We start from the raw sequence: 19,131 nt of genomic DNA, 5'->3' as shown, positions 1-19,131 counted from the left end.
ATGCGATCGGCGATGTGCCGGCCGGCCACGCCATGCACTGGAGTATCCATGACGACCACGAACAACCCGCATATCGGCAGCGATTTCGACAGCTTCCTCGAGGACGAAGGCCATCTCGAAGCGGCCACCGCCACCGCGATCAAGCGCGTGATCGCGTGGCAGATCGGCCAGGAAATGAAGGCGCAGCACATTACGAAGACCGCGATGGCCGCGCGGATGAAGACCAGCCGCGCCGCGCTCAACCGGCTGCTCGACGAAACCGACACGAGCCTCACGCTCGCGACGCTCGCGAGCGCGGCCACCGCACTCGGCAAGCGGCTCAGCTTCGAACTGGTGCCGGCCTGACGCCCGCGGCGCAGCGGTGCGCGGTGTGCCGGCGCAGCGCGGCGAGCGCCCGTTTGCTCGTCCGCACACGGGCGCCGGCACGCGATCACGTGCGTCGCCCGGCCATCCGCAGATAAAGCAGCGCACCGCCCGCAAGCAGCAGCGGGCACAAGATGAACCACCCCGTCGTCAGGAACAGCCCGGCGACGGCGACCAGCGAAATCCACGCGCAGCGATATGCGATGCTGCCGCGCGGCAGCAGTTTCAGCGCGGCCGCCGCGCCGAGTCCGTACACCATCACGAAGCATCCGGACGTGACGAGCACGAGCGGCTTCGGCCCGACGTCCGAGAGCGTCGTCGCGGCCAGCGCGACGACGGCCAGCACCGCGATCACGCCAAGACTTCGGCGCGGCACGCCGCCGACCTGGCTGCCTTGTGCGAGCCACGCAGGCAGTGCGCCGTCGCGCCCGAGCGCTGCGCCGAGCTTCGCCGCGCCCGCGAAATACGCATTCATCGTGCCGAGCGTGAGCAGCAGCGCGGCCGCTGCCGCCAGCACCTGCGCGTGACCGCCGATGCCGCCCGCGATCAGTTCCGCGAGCGGCGCACCCGACGCGCCGGCCGAAGGCCCGAGCACCGTGACGCTCGCGGCCGCGACCGACAGGTACAGAAAGCCGACGACCACGACCGCGATACCGGCCGAGCGCGGCATGTCGTGCGCGGGCCGGCGGAACTCTGCCGCGAGGTGCGTGATCGCTTCCCAGCCCGCGAAGCTCCACACGAGCAGTGCGGCAGCCTGGCCGACCGCGAGCCAGCCATGCGGCGCGAACGGATGCAGGTTCACCGTGCTTGCATGCGGCGCGGACGCGAGCACGGCGGCCAGCAGCAGCGTGACGAGCAGCGCCGACAGCACGAGCTGCATGCGGCCCGACACCGTGACGCCGAACGCATTCGCGGCCGACACCGTGGCGATCAGCGCGGCAGCCGTGACGATCACCGTGACGTGTCCGCCGCCCGTGACGGCGGCGACGTACGCGCCGCCGAACATCGCGGCGGCCGGCGCGCCGGCCGGCACCGCGAAATAGAAACACCAGCCGACGATTGCCGCGGCCTTCGGCCCGAATGCGCGTCGCGCGTAGGTCGATACGCCGCCCGCGTCCGGATAACGCGCGCCGAGTGCGGCGAAGGTGGCGGCAAGCGGCCCCGACAGCACGACGAGCGCGGCCCACGCCAGCAGCGATGCAGGGCCTGCAACCTCGGCCGCGAGCGCGGGCAACGCAATGACGCCGGTGCCGAGCACCGCGCCGATATACAGCGCGGCGCCCTGGAAAATCGTCAGCGAGCCCGCGTGATGAACGGCGGGCGAATCGGCATGCGAGGGCATGGAAGGCAGTCTCCTGAAGGCTCGTTATGGGCACGCTCGGGCGCGCAATGAATCGTTCGATGCTACCCGAACGTACGCGGTGCTGCCGCGCGGCGTTCAGTAGTCGCGCGATGTGCCGTGTGTCAGCCGATGTCAGGAGTCAGTGGCGGCGTGCGAGCCGCAGGCGCGCATCCTCGGGCGCGCGCAGGCGGCAGCTCGGGCGCGTAATGGAACGTGCCCGCCACGAGCGACGCGACCGGCACGCCGTCGCGGAACAGCACGCGATTGCCGGCCAGCGCGGGCACCTTGTCGCCGGGCAGCAGCGTGCCGGCAAGGTTCAGCGGATCGGCGCCCGTCACGCACACGTACTGGCCGTCGCCCGGTTGACGACGCAGCTCGCGCAGGACCGGGATCGCTTCCGGCAGCGCGAACTGCTCGCCCGCGAGCCCCGCGACGAAGCGGCCGCCGCGAATCTCGCCGCGGGCTTCGAGACGTTGCAGCACCCGCACGAGTTCGCGCCAGCTCGGCAGCCAGTCGGCTTCGCGTTCGAGCAGCCGCCAGAACACCACGCCATAGCGGCGCAGCAGCGTCCACGCGATGTGTTCGAGCGCATCGGGATCGGTCGCGGGCGCACCGCGCTTCGGTGCCGGGGTTGGCGCATCGTCCGGCGCCGACATGCGTTGCACGAGCGCCCAGCGGCCGGCGTCGTCCATCCCGCCGATCAGTGCGCCACCGCGCCGCGTGCGCGGCGCATAGGTCGCGCTGCGCTTGACCGCGGGCTTCAACAGCGCGCGCAACCCGGCGAAGCTGTCTGCGTTCACGAGGCCGGCCGACACGAGTTCGCCGAGCGCCTGCTCGAGTTCGACCGGCAGCATGTGCAGTTCGTCGAGCAGCGCGTCGAAGAACATCGCGCCGTGTGCGGCAAGTGCATCGCGCACCTGCGTCGCACGCGCCGACAGCGCCGGCTGCGCGTCCGGATCGCGCAGCGCCTGCCATGCGCCGAGGTGGCGGCGCGGCAGCAGCACGACCGGCGTCGTTTTCACGGGCGTGCCGGCCGCGCGCGCCGGCGCGCCGATGCGGGTCCACACGAGTTTGCCCGAGCGGCACAGCTCGTCGAGGCCGCCGGCCGTGTAGTCGGTCAGGCGCGCGGGCAGCAGCGCGTCTTCCCATGCGCTTGCCGCGGCTTCGTAGCCTTCGAGCTGCTCGACGACGGCCGCGAGCGCGTCGCGGCCCGTGCCGCGCGTATCGGGCGTCAGGTGCTGCCAGTGGAACAGGAAGCGCATGAAATCGGCGCGCTCGACCGGTTCGATCTCGCGGCGCAGCCGCTTGACCGTGTAGCGATGAATGCGCGCGAGCAGGTGGCGTTCGCACCATTCGTCGGTCGTGGCGCCCGGCGTGAAGCGGCCATGCATCACGTAGCCTTCGCGCTCCAGTGCGGCGAGCGCGGTCGCGATCGCCGTGGACGGCAGGCCGAGCGGCCGCGCGATGGCGTCGAGCGTCGATGGCCCGAAGCCGGTGAGCCGCGCGCGGATCACGTCGACGAGCGCGGCATCGGCTTCCCAGGGTTGCGCGCACGCGGCCGGCACCTTCAGCGCGGGCGCGACGCGTGCGTCGGGATGCAGCGCGCGCATGCAGACCAGCCGTTCGACCGGCACCCACAGCACGGCGCCGTCCGGCGTGACGAGTTGCGTCGCACGACGGCGCTCGGCCAGTTCCGCGAGCCGTTCGGGCCAGCCTTCGTGCGCGTGCGCTTCGCCGTCGGCGACGCACGCGAGCGTGAGCAGGGCGTCGTGCATTTCGTCGGCATCGCGTACGAGCGGCCACGCTTCGTCGCGCACCGCATCGATGGCATCGGCGTCGAGCGCGCCGAGATCGTCGGCCGATTCGGGATCGCTCCAGCGGCGCGACTGCACGGCCTGCGTGCGGCGCTCCTCGAGCGGCGCATCGTCGAGGAATGCATAGGGCTTCGCGTTCAGGATCTCGGCCGCGAGCGGCGACGGCGCGGGCAGGTCGCGCGCGATCAGTTCGATCGCGCCGCTTTCGATCCGGCGCAGCAGCGCGAGCCAGCCGTCGGTATCCATCGCGTCGTGCAGGCAATCGTCGAGCGTCTGGTCGACGAGCGGATGGTGCGGAATCTCGCGTTCGCCGACGACGTTCTCGACGCACGCGACCTGGTCGGGGAACACGGTCGCGAGCAGGTCGTCGCTCTTCATCCGCTGCAGTTGCGGCGCGGTGCGCCGGCCGCCGGTGAAGCGCGGCAGCGCGAGCGAGGTCGTCGCGTTCCAGCGCCAGCGCACGCCGAACATCGGCGCGTCGAGCAGCGCCTGCACCAGCACGTGCTCGGCGCTCGCCGAGCGCAGGTAGCGCCACACTTCGTCGAGCGCGAAGCTGTGCGCGAGCGACAGCGAAAGAATGATCGCGTCGTCGGTCGCGGCGGCCTGCAGCTCGAAGTTGAACGTGCGGCAGAAGCGCTTGCGCAGCGCGAGCCCCCACGCGCGGTTGATACGGCTGCCGAACGGCGAATGGATCACCAACTGCGTGCCGCCCGATTCGTCGAAGAAGCGCTCCATCACGAGCGTGTCCTGCGTCGGCAGGGCGCCGAGCGCCGCGCGCGTGCGCGCGAGGTAGTCGGCGATCTGGCGGGCCGCATCGGGCGACAGGCGGAGATCGTCGACGAGCCAGCGCAGCGCCGGCGCGAGACGGCTTGCGGGCGGGGCGATCGCGGTGCCGGCGGGATCGCTTCGCGAATCGGTCGCGGTGTCGGCTTCGGCCGCCTTCCTGGTTTTGCCGCGCGTGCCCGACTTGCCAGCCGTGTCGCCGCCTGCGCGCTTCGGTTCGGCCGCCGCCGTGTGCCGGTCGCCTTCGGCGAACAGCCCGTCGAGCCGCGCCCGCAGCCGGCCGACCGCCGCCGACAGCTCGTCGCTGCGCCCGAGCCCCTCGCCGAGCCAGAACGGAATGCCCGGCGCTTGACCTTGCGCGTCCTCGACGCGCACACGGCCGGTTTCCACGCGAATGATCCGGTACGACTGATTGCCGAGCTGGAACACGTCGCCCGCGAGGCTCTCGACCGCGAAATCCTCGTTGACGGTGCCGACCTGGATACCCTGCGGTTCGAGCAGCACCGCGTAGTCGGCCATGTCGGGAATCGTGCCGCCCGACGTCGTCGCGGTCATCATCGCGTTGCGGCGCCCGCGCACCGTGCCGCCGACCACGTCGCGATGCAGGTACGCACCGCGCACGCCGCGGCGGCTCGTGAAGCCTTCGGCGAGCATCTTCATCACGTCGTCGAAGCGTTCGCGCGACAGGCGCGCGTAGGGCGCCGCGCGCGTGAAGCTCGCGTACAGCGCGTCCTCCTGCCATTCCGCGCAGGCGACTTCGGCGACGATCTGCTGCGCGAGCACGTCGAGCGGTGCCTCGGGAATCCGCAACGCGTCGAGCTCGCCGCGTTGCACGCAATCGAGCAGCGCCGCGCATTCGACCAACTCGTCGCGCGACAGCGGGAACAGGCGGCCCTTCGGCACGCCGCCGACATGGTGCCCCGAGCGGCCGACGCGCTGCAAGAACGGTGCGATCCCGCGCGGCGAACCGACCTGGCACACGAGATCGACGTCGCCGATGTCGATGCCGAGTTCGAGCGACGCGGTCGCGACGAGCAGCTTCAGCTCGCCGCGCTTGAGCCGCTGTTCGGCGTCGAAGCGATGCTCCTTCGCGAGACTGCCGTGGTGGGCGGCGATCGCGTCCTTGCCGAGACGGTCGGCGAGATGGCGCGCCATGCGTTCCGCGGTGCGCCGCGTGTTCACGAACACGAGCGTCGTGCGATGCGTGGCGGCAAGCGCGGCGATCCGGTCGTACACCTGTTCCCACACGTCGGTCGCCATCACCGGCTCGAGCGGCACGTTCGGCAGTTCGAGCGCGAGGTCGCGTTCGCGCGTGTGACCGGTGTCGACGATCGTGCAGTCGCGCGGCGCATCGGCCGGGCCGCCGACCAGGAAGCGCGCGACCGCGTCGATCGGTTTCTGCGTGGCCGACAACCCGATGCGCGGCAACGCGCGACCCGTCAACGCGTCGAGGCGTTCGAGCGACAACGTGAGATGGCTGCCGCGCTTGGACGACGCAAGCGCGTGGATCTCGTCGACGATCACCGAACGCACGTTCGACAGCATTTGCCGCCCCGACGTGGACGACAGCAGCACGTACAGCGACTCGGGCGTCGTCACGAGGATGTGCGGCGCGCGCTTGCGCAGCGCCGCGCGTTCGGCCTGCGTGGTGTCGCCGGTGCGCACGGCGGTGCGGATCGCCGGCACCGGCAGGCCGAGCTGCGCGAGCGAGTCGGCGATGCCGGCGAGCGGCGCGTCGAGGTTCACGTGGATGTCGTTCGACAGCGCCTTCAGCGGCGACACATAGACGACGAGCGTCGCGTCGGGCAGCGCGCCGTCGTGCGCGAGCGCATCGCGCACGAGGTCGTCGAGCGCGCACAGGAACGCGGTGAGCGTTTTGCCGGAGCCGGTCGGTGCGGCGACGAGCGTCGACCGGCCGGCCTTGATGTGCGGCCATGCGAGTGCCTGCGCGCCGGTCGGCGCGGCAAACGTGCGGCGGAACCACGCGGCGACGGCCGGGTGGAACACGTCGAGCGCGTGGGCGGGGCGGGTGGCTGTGACGTCCATCGGAGCGTTGAAATGGGGTGCGAGCGCGCGGGCGGCCGCGCGCGAATCGTCAGTGTGCCAGACGTCGCGTGCGCGTGCCGGGCACCGCGCGCGGGGGAACGCGCGCGCCGGAGATTCAGATGAGGCGCGGCGCCGGCATTTCAACGGGCGTGCGCGCGCAGCGGCACCTGCTCGTTCACGGGTGCCGGATGGGGGAGAGAAGGACGTCGGGTTCGACGCGCGCCGGGCGGGTGCGGAGCACGAGGCGTGACGACATGTATCGGCGCGCGACTATGCGCTACGACGTGTCACTACACGCGATGCAGCCAGCCGAGCCAGTGTTCGAGGAACGGCGCGCGCGTCCACAGCGATTGCGCGAGCCACAGCGTGCCGCCCCAGGCGGCGGCCACGACGATCAGGTCGCAATGTCCGCTGTTCCACAGGTTCAGCGAATGGCGCCGCCAGATCCACGGCACGCCGAGCGGATTCGGCCAGTCGGCGAGCAGGTGCATCACGCCGCCGCACGCGAAGCCGAACAGCGGCGCGGCCCACAGCGGATGCGGATGATGCGTGAGGCCGTGCCAGCCCAGCGCAAGCAGCGCGATCCAGCCGATGCCCCAGTGCGTGATGGTGCGGTGCGTGATCCACAAGCGGCGCTTGCGGGTCCACCACGCGACTTCGAGCCAGTCGGGCGCGGTGCCGCCCGCGACGCCGGCCGCGAACGCGGCGAGCAGGCCCGCGTGCCAGGGGCCGGTCGCGCCGGTTTGCGCGACGAGGACGGCGGCGGCGACGCCGGCCGCGAAGCCGGACGCGTGATGCGCATTGTGTGATGCCATAGGAAACGAGACGAAGAAGCGTGAAGCGGCCGCGGCGAGCGGGAACGATCGGGCGTGAAAGCGGGGCGCTATCTTCTCAGATCGGCCTGCTCAGCGGGCGGTTCGATCGCATTTTTTTACATGTGCCGGAGCCGCGCAAGCGGCGCGTGCCGTGATTTCCGATCGCGCGGGTGCGCTGCGAATCCGCCGCATGCCATTTCGACTGATCCGCCGGCTCATTTTTTGCTCCGCCGTGTGACCGACCGCACACGATCCACGGCAATTCGTAGTGTGCGGCGAGTTTTCCGGCCGCATTCCCCGATTCACTACGAAACCGGCATAGGGCTGACCGTGCGCCAGCGGCTATAAGCGGATCAGGGGCTATTTCCAGCCCGCCGGAGACCTACATGGGGGACATGCAATGACTACGCTGAATCGCTTCAAATCATCCGCCGTCGTGCTCGCGACGATGGCCGGCATCGGCTTCCTGCCGAACACGCCGGCCTACGCGAAAGGGCCGCAGCCGGCGGTCCTGACGAGCTCGGCGGTCGCGGTGGCCGACAAGTACAGCGCGGACGCCGCCGAGCGGATCTTCAAGGAAGGCGGCAACGCGATCGACGCGGCCGTCGCGATCGCGTTCACGCTCGCCGTCACGTACCCTGAAGCCGGCAACATCGGCGGCGGCGGCTTCATGACGATCTACAAGGACGGCAAGCCGTACTTCATCGATTACCGCGAGCGCGCGCCGCTCGCCGCGACGAAGGACATGTATCTCGACAAGGACGGCAACGTCGTCAAGGGCATGAGCCTGTACGGCCCGCGCGCGGCCGGCGTGCCGGGTACGGTCGCCGGCATGTGGGAAGCGCAGAAGCGTTTCGGCAAGCTGAAGTGGAAGCAGGTGCTCGCGCCGGCGATCCACTATGCGCGCGACGGCTTCGTCGTCGACGAGCAGCTGGCGCAGCGCGGCGTCGACGCGTCGAAGGAGTTCGGCGGCAAGACCAACTTCGACAAGTACTTCGCGTCGATGAAGGCCGGCACGAACTTCAAGCAGCCCGATCTCGCGGCGGTGCTCACGCGCATTGCGGATGGCGGCGCGGAAGGGTTCTACAAGGGCAAGACGGCCGAGCTGATCGCCGCGTCGATGAAGACCGGCGACGGCAACGGGCTGATCACCACCGAGGATCTCGCGCAATACCGCGCGGTGTGGCGCCAGCCGGTGCAGGCGAAGTGGAACGGCTATGACGTGATCACCGCGCCGCCGCCGAGCTCGGGCGGCATCGGCCTCGTGCAGCTGCTGAAGATGAAGGCGGACCTCAAGCAGGAGTTCGAGGGCGTGAAGCTCAACTCGCCGCAATACATCCACCTCGTCGCGGAAATCGAGAAGCGCGTGTTCGCGGATCGTGCGCAATACCTCGGTGACCCCGACTTCTACAAGGTGCCGATCGCGCAGCTGACCGACGACGCGTACATCGCGAGGCGCGCAGCCGAAGTGAGCCCGACGCAGATCGCCGACACCAAGAGCGTGCAGCCGGGCCTCGGCACGTCGATGCCGGAGAAAGCGGAGACGACGCACTTCTCGGTCGTCGACAAGTGGGGCAACGCGGTGTCGAACACGTACACGATCAACGGCTATTTCGGGTCGGGCGTGATCGCCGACGGCACCGGGATCGTGCTGAACGACGAGATGGACGACTTCTCCGCGAAGCCGGGTGTCGCGAACATGTTCGGCGTGGTCGGCAGCGACGCGAACGCGATCGAGCCGAAGAAGCGTCCGCTGTCGTCGATGTCGCCGACGATCATGACGAAGGACGGCAAGGTGTCGCTCGTGATCGGCACGCCGGGCGGTTCGCGGATCTTCACGTCGATCTTCCAGGTGATCAACAACATCTACGACTTCAGGATGCCGTTGAAGGAGGCCGTCGGCGCGATGCGTTTCCACCATCAGCTGCTGCCGCCGAACACGATCTTCTGGGAGCCGTACCACCCGATCGAAGGCGAACTCGCGAAACAGATCGAGGCCCGCGGCTACACGCTGACGGGGCAGGACTTCAGCGGCGACATCCAGGTGATCAAGATCGACGGCAGGACGCCGGAGGCGATGGCCGATCCGCGTGGGCGCGGGGTCACGCGGATCATTCGGTGACGTCGAGTAGCGGGTGAGTGGCGCGTGCGCGAAAGCGGTCGCGCACGCGGTTGCGCGGCCGGCATGCAGTCCGGTGCCGGGCGGGCAGCCGCGTCGGAGCGCTCGCGCGTGCGGTGCAACGCGCTCAGGCGGTGGCGCGGATGAATCCGGCGATCCGGTCGGTCACCGCGTCGGGCGCATCCTCGAAGCAATAGTGCCCGACGCCGGCCAGCCGCTCGACGGGCGCCGACGGAAACAGCGCAGTGAACAGCGGCAGGAAGTGCTCGGCGCCGAGGGTGCGGTCGGCGTCTCCCCAGATCGCGAGCGCGGGCTTGTCGCGTATCGCGCGTCTCGCTGCCGCATCGGGCTCCTCGAATCGATGCGTGCCGTCGGCAAATCCGCGCGCCCATCCGATTGCGCCCAGGCAATCGGCCGGCCGCGCGAACGGCGCGCCGTACGCGGCAATCCATGTCTCGGTGACGATGGCGTGATTCTCGAAGCCGTTCAGCTTCAGCGTGCTCAGGATATTGAAGCCGAGCTGGCCGAGCACGGTTTCGAGCGAGCCGTCCGTTGCCGCGCGCACGATCCACTGGAACCACGGTGCGTCGCGACCGTTCGCGGTCACGCGCTCGACCAGATCGGGCTGGCCGAACGGCGTCGGCCCGTTCGCCGACACGATGCGCCGGATCCGGTCAGGGTGCCGCGCGGCGAGCCCCATGCCGACCGGGCCGCCGAAGTCGTGCATCACGAGCGTCAAGCGCTCGAGGCCAAGCGCGAGAACGAAGCGCTCCAGGTTGTCGATATGGTCCTGCAACCCGTAGCTGCGATCCTGCGGCGTCGCGCTTTTGCCGAATCCCATGTGGTCGGGCACGACGATGCGGTGCGTCGGGCTCAGCGCCGCGATCAGGTGACGGAACAGGTAACCCCAGGTGGGCTCGCCATGCAGGCACAGAACGGTTTCGCCGTCGCGCGGGCCTTCATCCACGTAGTGCATCCGGAAACCGGGTGCGTCGCTGAAGCGCGGGGCGAATGGAAAGGTGCCGTCGAACGTGGCATCGGACGGAATCATCGAGCGCTCCTTCGTATGGTCGTGGATAGTGGTTTCATGTTGAAACTATTTGAAGCGTATGACATGAGGTTTCAAGTTGCAACTGAATGAATGATCAGGACACGATCGAACGCCTCGACGACGGGATGACTTCAGGTAGGAAAAATCGGAAATTCGGCAATTTTTCGGCATCGAAATGAATGAGCCGACTAACCCCGACTAACCAATTTCGATGAGGAACGCAGTTTCGTTCGTGCTCCTCGAACAATGGACGCACGGCGATTGATTTTCAGTATTGTTGGTTTTATATTGAAACCTTCATTGCCCATGGCACCATCCGCCGTTCGACTTCCATCGATGACCAGACGAACCACCCACGAAGATTCCTTTTGCGGCGTTGCCCGCCCGCTGGATGCGATTGGCGACTGGTGGTCGCTGCTGATCGTCCGCGACGCATTCGACGGGCTGCGCCGTTTCGGCGAATTCCAGAAAAATCTCGGCCTGGCGAAGAACATCCTCGCCGCGCGTTTGCGCAACCTCGTCGCGCACGGAATCATGGACATGGTGCCGGCCGCGGACGGCGGCGCGCATCACGAATACGTACTGACCGAAAAGGGGCGAGGCCTGTTTCCGCTGCTCGTCGCGCTGCGGCAGTGGGGCGAGGATTTCTTCTTCGAGCCGGACGAGGCGCACGTGCTTCTCGTCGACCGCAAGACCGGCTTGCCCGTCAGGAAACTGGAGCTTCGCTCGCAGGACGGCCGCGTGCTCGGGCCCGAGGACACGGTCGTGCTGCCGCCGCCCGGTTGACGCATCGCCAGAGCGGGCGGGCGTCACCGCGCCAGCGGCGCATGTGCGTGCCCGATCCGCTCGGGAGCGGTTCGATTGCGTTCGCGTACGATCTCGGCGAGCGCGCGGCGGCCCGGATTCCGCTTCTGAGGGGCGGATCGACCCCTTTTTCATCAATTTGACGCGAGACGCTGGGATAATGGCGGTGTTTGGCTGCGTCAATTGAAGGAAGGAGGCCCCATGGGCGATAACGATACCCGCACCGAGACCGACGACTTCACCGATACGGCATCGCTCGAATCGCGCCAGCGCCGTTTTGAGGAAGACCTCGTCGACGCGTACGACGAAGAACTCGAAATGGAGCTCGACGACCGCCGCTTCGACAACGACGAGGATCTGCTGTTCTCGCCGGAGCGCCGCGAAGCGCGCAAGCAGTATTTCCGCGAGCTGTTCCGGCTGCAGGGCGAACTCGTGAAGCTGCAGGACTGGGTCGTGAGCACGGGGCACCGGCTCGTCGTGATTTTCGAGGGGCGCGACGCGGCAGGCAAGGGCGGTGCGATCAAGCGCATCACGCAGCGCCTGAATCCGCGCGTGTGCCGCGTGGCGGCGCTGCCGGCACCGAACAATCGCGAACGCACGCAATGGTATTTCCAGCGCTATGTCGCGCATCTGCCGGCCGGCGGCGAGATCGTGCTGTTCGATCGCAGCTGGTACAACCGCGCAGGCGTCGAGCGCGTGATGAATTTCTGCACCGACGACGAATACGAGGAGTTTTTCCGCTCGGTACCCGAGTTCGAGAAAATGCTCGTGCGCAGCGGGATCCAGATCGTCAAGTACTGGTTCTCGATCACCGACCACGAGCAGGAGCTGCGCTTCCAGAGCCGGATCGAGGATCCGCTGAAGCAGTGGAAGCTGAGCCCGATGGATCTCGAGAGCCGCCGCCGCTGGGAAGCGTATACGGCCGCGAAGGAAGAGATGATGCTGCGCACGCACATCCCCGAGGCGCCGTGGTGGGTCGTGCAGGCGGTCGACAAGAAGCGCGCGCGCCTGAACTGCATCCATCACCTGCTGACCCAGGTGCCGTATCACGAGGTGCCGCGGCCGACGATCGATCTGCCGCAGCGCGAGCATCACGAGGACTACATTCGCCGTCCGACGCCGGACAGCATGATCGTCCCGGACGTTTATTGAGCGGTTCGGGTCGACTGCATCGACCACGCAGGCGCGCCGTGCAACGCGGCGCGCGTTACTCCCGGATCAGGAACGCGGCGCGGTCGCGCCCGGCGATCCAGGCGGGCGCACGGCCGCGGCCGCTCCAGGTCGCGCCCGTCGCCGGATCGCGATATTTGGTGCCCATCGTGAACAGCTTTGCGCGATCGCTGTAACCCTGCCCGAAGATTTCCCGCGCGGTCAGCGCATGGTCCGTCACGAGCTGGCGTACCTGCACCAGTGCCGCTTGGCGTTCATGGCGGCGCGCCGCCCGGATGCGTCGATCGAGTTCCGCGAGCTGGGCTTGCAGTTTTTGCAGTTGCATGCGTCCGATATCCCCGTAGCTGAATTCTGATTGTTGGCGATCGTTGGCGACGCGCGGTGTGCCGCATGTCTGCACGCCCGGCCAGGCGTTTGCAGGACGCGTCGCGAGGAACACGGAGGAGATTAAGTTTCGGCGCGCGGGTTTTCTATCGGACGCATCTGAATTTTCACGGGAATCTGTGTGAAACCCGTGGCGACGAGGCCGGGCGGGTTGCCCGATCCTCACAGGTCGGGGAAGCCCGAGCGCCCCTGCGTCAGGTCGAACAGTTCGGTCTTCGCCGCCGCCTCGGCCGTTTCCGGCAGCTTGATCACGAGCTTCACCGTCATCCCGTACGCGCTGTCCACCAGCGCGTAACCCGCCTGCTCGATCCAGCGGCGCACCCGCGCCTCGTCCGGGTAGCCGATTTCGATCGCGAACCGCGTGTGGCGAATGCGTTCGACGCGCTCGGCATCGAGCAGCGCCGACGCGATCGCATCGGTATAGGCGCGCACCAGGCCGCCCGCGCCGAGCTTCACGCCGCCGTAGTAGCGGACCACCGCGCCGAGCACGCCGTCGAGATCGTGATGACGCAGCACTTCGAGGATCGGTCGGCCGGCAGTGCCCGACGGTTCGCCGTCGTCGGACATGCCGGACTGGCCGCCGGCGAGCAGGGCCCAGCACACGTGGGTGGCCGCCGGGTGTTCGTCGCGCAGGCGCTGCAGCGCCTGCATCGCGGCATCGCGGTCCTCGACGGGGATCGCGAACGCGATGAAGCGGCTCTTGCGGATCTCGAGTTCCCGGGTGTAGAGGGTGGCAAGCGAGTAAGTCATGTTCCGGGAAACGGTGAATGTATAAGAATCAAGGAGATAGGGGCTCCTGTGCGGCGCGCTCCTGATGGCAGGCGATGCATGCCGCAGTCAAGCCCGGCAGGGCGCCTGAACGGGATGAGCAACGGGTCACGACGGAATTTTACCGTGGCGCGTCGAGGGATTCGGCGCGGTCGCCGCGCCGGCCGCTCCGGAGCGTGAAAACGCGTGCGATGAACGCGACCGCCGGGTGACGATCGATCAGCGGAGCGCTTCGCCCGGGTTCAAACATCGGACGTGAAGCGCGGTCGGGACTTTCCGGAGGACGAAAGCGGAAAATCCGGAAGAAGGGGTTCCGTGCCTGGCAAGTGGCGACCTCGCGTGCGCCGGTTGGCTCGACGTGAGCGCGAAGCATCGGGCGCGGCGGAGGGTGTCGCGATCGCAGGCGCAATCGATTCTCGTCGGCCACGGATCGTGGCTCGAATCGCGGCTCGGATGGCGGCGCATCTGCCGATGCACCGAACGAGTGTAGGTGAACCGCGATGCGTTGCGTAGCCGGGAGATGCAGAACATTGTGTTCTCGCAGGCCGAACGTCGAAGCGTCATTCCATGCGCTAGACTCGTGCCGTCGATGCGCGCCGCCTGTCGTGCGATCGGGTATGACGGCGGCGTGCGTGTGCGTACCTGCATTGCGCGGGATGATTGGAAGGTCCGGTCGTTGTGATTCGGATTGCGAAGCAATGAAGAAGGCGGTTCATGTTCGGAAAGCGTTTCTATGTCCCGGCCCTGTTGATGGTTGCGCACGTGCCGATCGCGTGCGCGCAGAGCAGCGTCACGTTGTTCGGCGCGCTCGACGTGGGACTGAGTTACGTCAGTAACGAAGGTGGCCACGGCAATGCGAAATTCGACGACGGGATTTTTACGCCGAGCCTGCTCGGCTTGCGCGGAAGCGAAGATGGCGGCGGCGGCTCAAAGGTCATTTTCCAGCTGGTCAGCCAGATTTCACCGGGTACCGGCGCGCTGATCGGCAATGGCCTGTTCGCGCGTACCGCTTACGTCGGTGTGCAGAACGACCGGCTGGGCACGCTGACGTTCGGCAACCAGTATGAATTCATGGCCGATACGCTGTTCTTCAGCGGCACCGACGCGGCGGCCGATGTCGCCGGACTGTACAACCTGCGCAACGGACCCTTTCGCAAGCTCGCGCTGCCCGGCAACCCGACCGGCGCGTTCGACTGGGACCGGATGGCGGGCAGTCAGCGTGTAGCGAACGCCGTCAAGTTCGTGAGCCCGGTCATCCATGGGCTGAAGGCGGGCGCGCTTTATGCGTTCGGCGGCGTGCCGGGCTCGATCGGCGCGGGCAATACGGTGAGCGCCAGTCTCGACTACGAGGCCGGACCGTTCGGCGCCGCCGCCGCGTACACCAACGAGAAATATGGCGCACAGCCGGGCTCCGTCGCGACGAGTGTGCGTAACTGGGGCGCAGGGGCGCACTACCGGATCGGACGGGCGAACCTGAGCGCGCTGGTGACGACCGTTCACAACGCTGCGTCCGGTGGCTCGGTGTGGATGGCCGAGTCGGGCGGTACCTGGCAACTCTCCGGTCCGGTCAGGATCGGCGCGGATTACCTGTACATGAAGGGCAATGCGGCGCTCGACAACGACCACGCTCACCAGGTCACGGCGACGGTGCAGTACACGCTGTCGAAGCGAACGATGGTGTACGCGACCGGTGTGTGGCAGCGGGCAAGCAGCGGTGCCCGGGCGCAAATCAACGGTGTGATGGATCCGGATGGCGCGTCGTCCGGCGCGAACCAGGCCATTGCCCGCATCGGCCTTCATACGCTTTTCTAGCGGTGTGCACATCGCGCAGCCGGTATCGGCGGCGGTGCTCATGCAGCGCGAACGCTGCAGGGCGCGGCACCGGTATCGGCAGGAACCGGCCGGATCGGCCAACCGGAGGCTTGCTGTCTGATGCAGATACTTCCTGACCTCGAGGCGTGGGCGATTTTCGCGCACGTGCTCGAAACGGGCTCTTTCGTCAGGGCCGCGGAGGCGCTCGACCTCTCGCAGCCGACCGTGTCGAAAGCCATTTCCCGACTCGAGCGCCGGCTCGGCACGGCGCTCTTTTATCGAAACTCGCGTCAGGTTTCGCTGACGGCCGCCGGCGAAATCGCCAAATCGCGAGCGATTCGCATTCTCAGCGAAGCCGCGGCGGCGGAGAACGAGGCGTCGTCGCACGCGACGGAACTGCGCGGTCTGGTGCGCGTTGCCGTGCCGATGTCGTTCGCGAGCCGCCACGTCGCGCCGCTGATCCCCGCCTTTCTCGAACGCTATCCGCAGGTGGAGATCGACCTTTGCGTCACCGACCGCATCGTCGATGTGGTGGGCGGCGGGTTCGACGTGGCGGTGCTCATCGCGGAACTCGCCGACTCGTCGCTGCGGGCGCGCCGGCTCTGCGCGGTGAATCATCCACTGGTGGCTTCGCCGGCCTATCTGAAACGTTGGGGGCGACCGACGCATCCTCGCGACCTGGCCCGGCATGCGTGTCTCGTCTACACGGGGTTGGCGACGCCCGAGTTATGGCAATTCCGTCATGCGTGCGGAGACGCGTTCGCGGTCACGGTGCGCGGCATCATTCGCAGCAACAGCGCCGACGTGATCGTTCCCGCGCTGCTGGCTGGCCGGGGCGTCGCGTTGCAACCCGAGTTCGTCGTCAGGGACGCGTTGATGCGAGGCGAACTGGTGGACGTATTGCCCGAGTGGCGGATCGATCCGGTGGGCGTGAATCTCGTGACGCCGCCGAGCAGCTTGCGGCCGTTGCGCGTGACCGCGTTCCTGGACTATCTGGCGGAGCGCCTCGCTGCCGCGCCATGGGCGGTAGCCGGCGCGTGACGGGCCGGCGGTGCGCAACGTCGCAAAAAACGGATTCCACGGGTTGCCGGACACCGCGTCGCTCCCCGCTGAATCCGGGGCGATGACGCGGCGCGCGGGAGATATTCGGCGTTGCGCGCACGCGCATGAAACGGTGGTCAGCGCGGGAAGGGAGGATCAGGCGAGGCGAGACAGTTTGAAGACTTCCGAGCGCTCGACATTCTTCACGCCATTGGCGTGGAAATTCAGGATGTGTTCGCCTTGCGTGTGATGCTTTTCGCGCAGGGCGGGATCAGCCCAATGTTCGACAAAAACGAACCGGCGCGGATCTTCGCGGTCGACATGCACCTCATAGCGCAGATTGCCTTCCTCGTTCTGCGACGGACCGGCAAGGGCGATCAGGTCTTCGCGCAATTGCGCCTCCTGCCCCGCCTTGGCGTACAGCACGGCGACGATATGAAGGTCGTTCATGGTCTGCTCCGGTAATGGGTCTGACGATCGGATCCGATCGAACGAATTATAGTGAGCCGGCCCGACGCGATGCGCGAACATTGCGTTCCAAATCAGGAAACACCGGCGATCGGCGGCGAGCGCGCGGCGCCGTTCAGGTCTTCGTCAATTCACGCGAATTGCGTACGTTGCGAAACACGAGTTGCGTCATGGGTTGCAGCGGCGCGAGCGCGGCCTCGCGTGCTTTCTCGATCAGGCCGTGATGAGGCGACTTGCCGCAGACAGGATCGGTGAGGCTTGCGTCGCCCGTCATCAGATACGCCTGGCATCGGCAACCGCCGAAGTCCTTCTTCTTCTCGTCGCACGACCTGCAGGGTTCGGGCATCCAGTCGTCGCCGCGGAAGCGGTTGAAGCCGAACGATTCGTACCAGATGTGTCGCAGGTCGTGATCGCGCACGTTCGGAAAGGCGATCGGCAGCTGCCGCGCGCCGTGGCACGGCAGTGCGGTGCCGTCCGGCGTGACGATCAGGAACAGGCTGCCCCAGCCGCTCATGCAGGGCTTCGGCCGCTCCTCGTAGTAGTCGGGCGTGACGAAGATCAGCCTGCATGGGTTGTTCGCGGCGGCGAGCTTCGCCCGATACGCGTTCGTGATGCGCTCCGCGCGCTCGAGCTGCGCGCGGGTGGGGAGCAGCGCCTGACGGTTCAGGTAGGCCCATCCGTAATACTGGCACGTCGCGAGCTCGACGTAGTCCGCGTCGAGCGCGATGCACAGCTCGATGATGCGGTCGATGTCGTCGATGTTGTGCCGGTGCGTGACGAAGTTCAGCACCATCGGATAGCCGTGCGCCTTGACCGCGCGGGCCATCGCGAGCTTGTGGGCGAATGCCTTTTCCGATCCGGCCAGCATGTCGTTGACCGTCGCGTCGCTCGCCTGGAAGCTGATCTGGATGTGATCGAGGCCGGCTTGGCGAAACGCCTCGATCTTCTGCTCGGTCAGGCCGATACCCGACGTGATCAGGTTCGTGTAGTAACCGAGGCGGCGCGCCTCGCCGATCAGTGCGGCAAGATCCGGACGCGCGAGCGGTTCGCCGCCCGAGAAGCCGATCTGCACGGCGCCCATCTCGCGCGCTTCGGCCATGACCCTGAACCATTGTGCCGTGTCGAGCTCCGCGCCCTGGCGCGAGAAATCGAGCGGATTCGAGCAGTATGGGCACTGCAGCGGGCACCGGTACGTCAGTTCGGCCAGCAGCCACAGCGGCAATCCGGTTGCCGGCCGCGCGGCGTCGGGCGTCACCGGTTCACGCGAGTTCGATCCAGTGTTGGGCACGGGCGGTCTCCATGAAATCCTCGACGTCGGTACCGAGTTCGGGCACGTCGGGGAATTGCCGTTCGAGATGCGCAACGATGTCCGCGACGGTGCGCGTGCCATCGATCAGCCCGCCGATCGCACTCGCGCTTTCGTTGAATCTGACCATGCCTTCGGGGTACAGCAGCACGTGCGCATGCTGGGCCGGCTCGAACTGGAAGCGAAAACCCGGCCGCCAGCGCGGCACGCGATTCCTGTCGAAATTCATGGTGCGATTCCCTTGTGCCAGACCGGCTGGTCGGTGACGGTGTGATAAGGCGGCCGATGCAGTTCGTAGGCCATCGACATCGCGTCGAGCATCGTCCACAGCACGTCGAGCTTGAACTGCAGGATATCCAGCATCCGCTGCTGGCTCTCGTAGGTCGTGTAATGCCGCAGCGTGATGTCGAGCCCGTGCTCGACGTCGCGGCGCGCCTGACCGAGGCGCGTGCGGAAATACGCGTAGCCGTCCGGATCGATCCACGGATAGTGCCGCGGCCAGGTGTCGAGGCGCGACTGGTGGATCTGTGGCGCAAACAGCTCGGTGAGCGAGCTGCTCGCAGCTTCTTGCCAGTTCGCGCGGCGCGCGAAATTCACGTAGGCGTCCACGGCGAAACGCACGCCGGGCAGCACGCGTTCCTGCGAGCGCAACTGCGCGCGGTCCAGCCCGACCGCTTCACCGAGCCTCAGCCACGCCTCGATGCCGCCTTCGTCGCCGGCGGTTCCGTCATGATCGATCAGGCGCTGGACCCACTGGCGGCGAACCTCGCGGTCCGGGCAATTCGCGAGGATCGCCGCGTCCTTCAGCGGAATGCTGACCTGATAGTAGAAGCGGTTCGCGACCCAGCCCTGGATCTGCTCCCGGGTCGCGCGGCCTTCGAACATCGCGACGTGGTACGGGTGGTGGATGTGATAGAAGGCGCCCTTGGCACGCAGCGCCTGCTCGAACTGGGCGGGAGTGAGAGCGGGTTGGCTCATCGACGGTTCCATGACGTTGGGGACAGTGGAAGGGCGTGCGTCGTACCGCAATCGACGTCGTATGCAT

Annotated in this window: 15 protein-coding genes and 1 pseudogene; 6 read left to right on the top strand and 10 right to left on the bottom strand. The window is 67.5% G+C overall.

The genetic code is table 11. The features are described from left to right. Window positions 1-48: 48 nt before the first annotated feature. Window positions 49-345 carry an XRE family transcriptional regulator gene (locus PL79_RS33630; RefSeq protein WP_044842919.1) on the top strand — a complete coding sequence of 99 codons (297 nt, stop codon included), beginning with the start codon at window positions 49-51 and terminating at the stop codon, window positions 343-345. Window positions 346-430: 85 nt separating this feature from the next. Here PL79_RS33630 and PL79_RS33625 read toward each other — a convergent pair whose 3' ends face one another. The 3 genes and pseudogenes from PL79_RS33625 to PL79_RS33615 form a co-directional block, all read right to left on the bottom strand. Further along, window positions 431-1,705, bottom strand: coding sequence for an APC family permease (locus PL79_RS33625; RefSeq protein WP_044842920.1), 1,275 nt, complete (start codon window positions 1,703-1,705; stop codon window positions 431-433). Window positions 1,706-1,844: 139 nt separating this feature from the next. After that, a pseudogene (locus PL79_RS33620) lies at window positions 1,845-6,348 on the bottom strand (DEAD/DEAH box helicase). A gap of 290 nt (window positions 6,349-6,638) precedes the next feature. Beyond that, entirely contained in the window at window positions 6,639-7,163 is a 525-nt protein-coding gene (locus PL79_RS33615) for a metal-dependent hydrolase (RefSeq protein WP_044842922.1), read from the bottom strand. A gap of 400 nt (window positions 7,164-7,563) precedes the next feature. On the opposite strand from PL79_RS33615, the gene ggt reads away from it, so the two are divergent. Next, the gene (gene ggt / locus PL79_RS33610; RefSeq protein WP_044842923.1) at window positions 7,564-9,285 is read left to right on the top strand and encodes a gamma-glutamyltransferase; all 1,722 of its coding nucleotides are present in this window, start codon (window positions 7,564-7,566) and stop codon (window positions 9,283-9,285) included. Between the two features lie 124 nt (window positions 9,286-9,409). On the opposite strand, the gene PL79_RS33605 is transcribed toward ggt, so the two are convergent. Then, on the bottom strand, window positions 9,410-10,333 hold the full coding sequence (locus PL79_RS33605) for an alpha/beta fold hydrolase (protein WP_044842924.1): 924 nt from the start codon (window positions 10,331-10,333) through the stop codon (window positions 9,410-9,412). Between the two features lie 336 nt (window positions 10,334-10,669). On the opposite strand from PL79_RS33605, the gene PL79_RS33600 reads away from it, so the two are divergent. Together PL79_RS33600 and ppk2 are read left to right on the top strand one after the other, a co-directional pair. After that, complete coding sequence (locus PL79_RS33600; RefSeq protein ID WP_044842925.1) at window positions 10,670-11,119, top strand: winged helix-turn-helix transcriptional regulator; 450 nt, start codon at window positions 10,670-10,672, stop codon at window positions 11,117-11,119. A 219-nt stretch (window positions 11,120-11,338) separates the two neighbouring features. After that, complete coding sequence (ppk2, locus tag PL79_RS33595; protein WP_044842926.1) at window positions 11,339-12,289, top strand: polyphosphate kinase 2; 951 nt, start codon at window positions 11,339-11,341, stop codon at window positions 12,287-12,289. Window positions 12,290-12,344: 55 nt separating this feature from the next. On the opposite strand, the gene PL79_RS33590 is transcribed toward ppk2, so the two are convergent. Together PL79_RS33590 and PL79_RS33585 are read right to left on the bottom strand one after the other, a co-directional pair. Continuing rightward, window positions 12,345-12,746 (bottom strand): H-NS histone family protein, encoded by a 402-nt coding sequence (locus PL79_RS33590; protein ID WP_235879370.1) that lies wholly within the window; start codon window positions 12,744-12,746, stop codon window positions 12,345-12,347. A gap of 107 nt (window positions 12,747-12,853) precedes the next feature. Then, window positions 12,854-13,441 carry an IMPACT family protein gene (locus tag PL79_RS33585; RefSeq protein WP_044842928.1) on the bottom strand — a complete coding sequence of 196 codons (588 nt, stop codon included), beginning with the start codon at window positions 13,439-13,441 and terminating at the stop codon, window positions 12,854-12,856. A gap of 732 nt (window positions 13,442-14,173) precedes the next feature. Here PL79_RS33585 and PL79_RS33580 point away from each other — a divergent pair. Together PL79_RS33580 and PL79_RS33575 are read left to right on the top strand one after the other, a co-directional pair. Further along, window positions 14,174-15,271 (top strand): porin, encoded by a 1,098-nt coding sequence (locus PL79_RS33580; protein ID WP_044842929.1) that lies wholly within the window; start codon window positions 14,174-14,176, stop codon window positions 15,269-15,271. A 120-nt stretch (window positions 15,272-15,391) separates the two neighbouring features. Beyond that, window positions 15,392-16,312 (top strand): LysR family transcriptional regulator, encoded by a 921-nt coding sequence (locus PL79_RS33575; RefSeq protein ID WP_044842930.1) that lies wholly within the window; start codon window positions 15,392-15,394, stop codon window positions 16,310-16,312. Between the two features lie 156 nt (window positions 16,313-16,468). On the opposite strand, the gene PL79_RS33570 is transcribed toward PL79_RS33575, so the two are convergent. The 4 genes from PL79_RS33570 to pqqC form a co-directional block, all read right to left on the bottom strand. Next, window positions 16,469-16,762: a putative quinol monooxygenase gene (locus PL79_RS33570; protein WP_044842931.1), complete on the bottom strand. Its 294-nt coding sequence runs from the start codon at window positions 16,760-16,762 to the stop codon at window positions 16,469-16,471. Window positions 16,763-16,895: 133 nt separating this feature from the next. Beyond that, the gene (gene pqqE, locus PL79_RS33565) at window positions 16,896-18,068 is read right to left on the bottom strand and encodes a pyrroloquinoline quinone biosynthesis protein PqqE (protein WP_044842932.1); all 1,173 of its coding nucleotides are present in this window, start codon (window positions 18,066-18,068) and stop codon (window positions 16,896-16,898) included. Continuing rightward, window positions 18,040-18,315 (bottom strand): pyrroloquinoline quinone biosynthesis peptide chaperone PqqD, encoded by a 276-nt coding sequence (gene pqqD / locus PL79_RS33560; protein WP_044842933.1) that lies wholly within the window; start codon window positions 18,313-18,315, stop codon window positions 18,040-18,042. The genes pqqE and pqqD overlap by 29 nt, the downstream gene beginning before the upstream one ends. Next, window positions 18,312-19,064 (bottom strand): pyrroloquinoline-quinone synthase PqqC, encoded by a 753-nt coding sequence (gene pqqC / locus PL79_RS33555; protein WP_044843142.1) that lies wholly within the window; start codon window positions 19,062-19,064, stop codon window positions 18,312-18,314. Before pqqC ends, pqqD begins: the two co-directional genes overlap by 4 nt. Window positions 19,065-19,131: the final 67 nt, after the last annotated feature.

It is taken from the genome of Burkholderia sp. USMB20, from assembly GCF_000949135.2.
In the GTDB taxonomy this organism is placed as follows: Bacteria; Pseudomonadota; Gammaproteobacteria; order Burkholderiales; family Burkholderiaceae; genus Burkholderia.
Note: the sequence above shows the minus strand (reverse complement) of the source record. Positions and strands in the feature narration are given on the sequence as shown.

Coding starts and splice junctions, on each gene's coding strand:
- PL79_RS33630 (WP_044842919.1), top strand. CDS start 49: ATGACGACCACGAACAACCCGCATATCGGCAGCGATTTCGACAGCTTC.
- PL79_RS33625 (WP_044842920.1), bottom strand. CDS start 1,705: ATGCCCTCGCATGCCGATTCGCCCGCCGTTCATCACGCGGGCTCGCTG.
- PL79_RS33615 (WP_044842922.1), bottom strand. CDS start 7,163: ATGGCATCACACAATGCGCATCACGCGTCCGGCTTCGCGGCCGGCGTC.
- ggt (WP_044842923.1), top strand. CDS start 7,564: ATGACTACGCTGAATCGCTTCAAATCATCCGCCGTCGTGCTCGCGACG.
- PL79_RS33605 (WP_044842924.1), bottom strand. CDS start 10,333: ATGATTCCGTCCGATGCCACGTTCGACGGCACCTTTCCATTCGCCCCG.
- PL79_RS33600 (WP_044842925.1), top strand. CDS start 10,670: ATGACCAGACGAACCACCCACGAAGATTCCTTTTGCGGCGTTGCCCGC.
- ppk2 (WP_044842926.1), top strand. CDS start 11,339: ATGGGCGATAACGATACCCGCACCGAGACCGACGACTTCACCGATACG.
- PL79_RS33585 (WP_044842928.1), bottom strand. CDS start 13,441: ATGACTTACTCGCTTGCCACCCTCTACACCCGGGAACTCGAGATCCGC.
- PL79_RS33580 (WP_044842929.1), top strand. CDS start 14,174: ATGTTCGGAAAGCGTTTCTATGTCCCGGCCCTGTTGATGGTTGCGCAC.
- PL79_RS33575 (WP_044842930.1), top strand. CDS start 15,392: ATGCAGATACTTCCTGACCTCGAGGCGTGGGCGATTTTCGCGCACGTG.
- PL79_RS33570 (WP_044842931.1), bottom strand. CDS start 16,762: ATGAACGACCTTCATATCGTCGCCGTGCTGTACGCCAAGGCGGGGCAG.
- pqqD (WP_044842933.1), bottom strand. CDS start 18,315: ATGAATTTCGACAGGAATCGCGTGCCGCGCTGGCGGCCGGGTTTTCGC.
- pqqC (WP_044843142.1), bottom strand. CDS start 19,064: ATGAGCCAACCCGCTCTCACTCCCGCCCAGTTCGAGCAGGCGCTGCGT.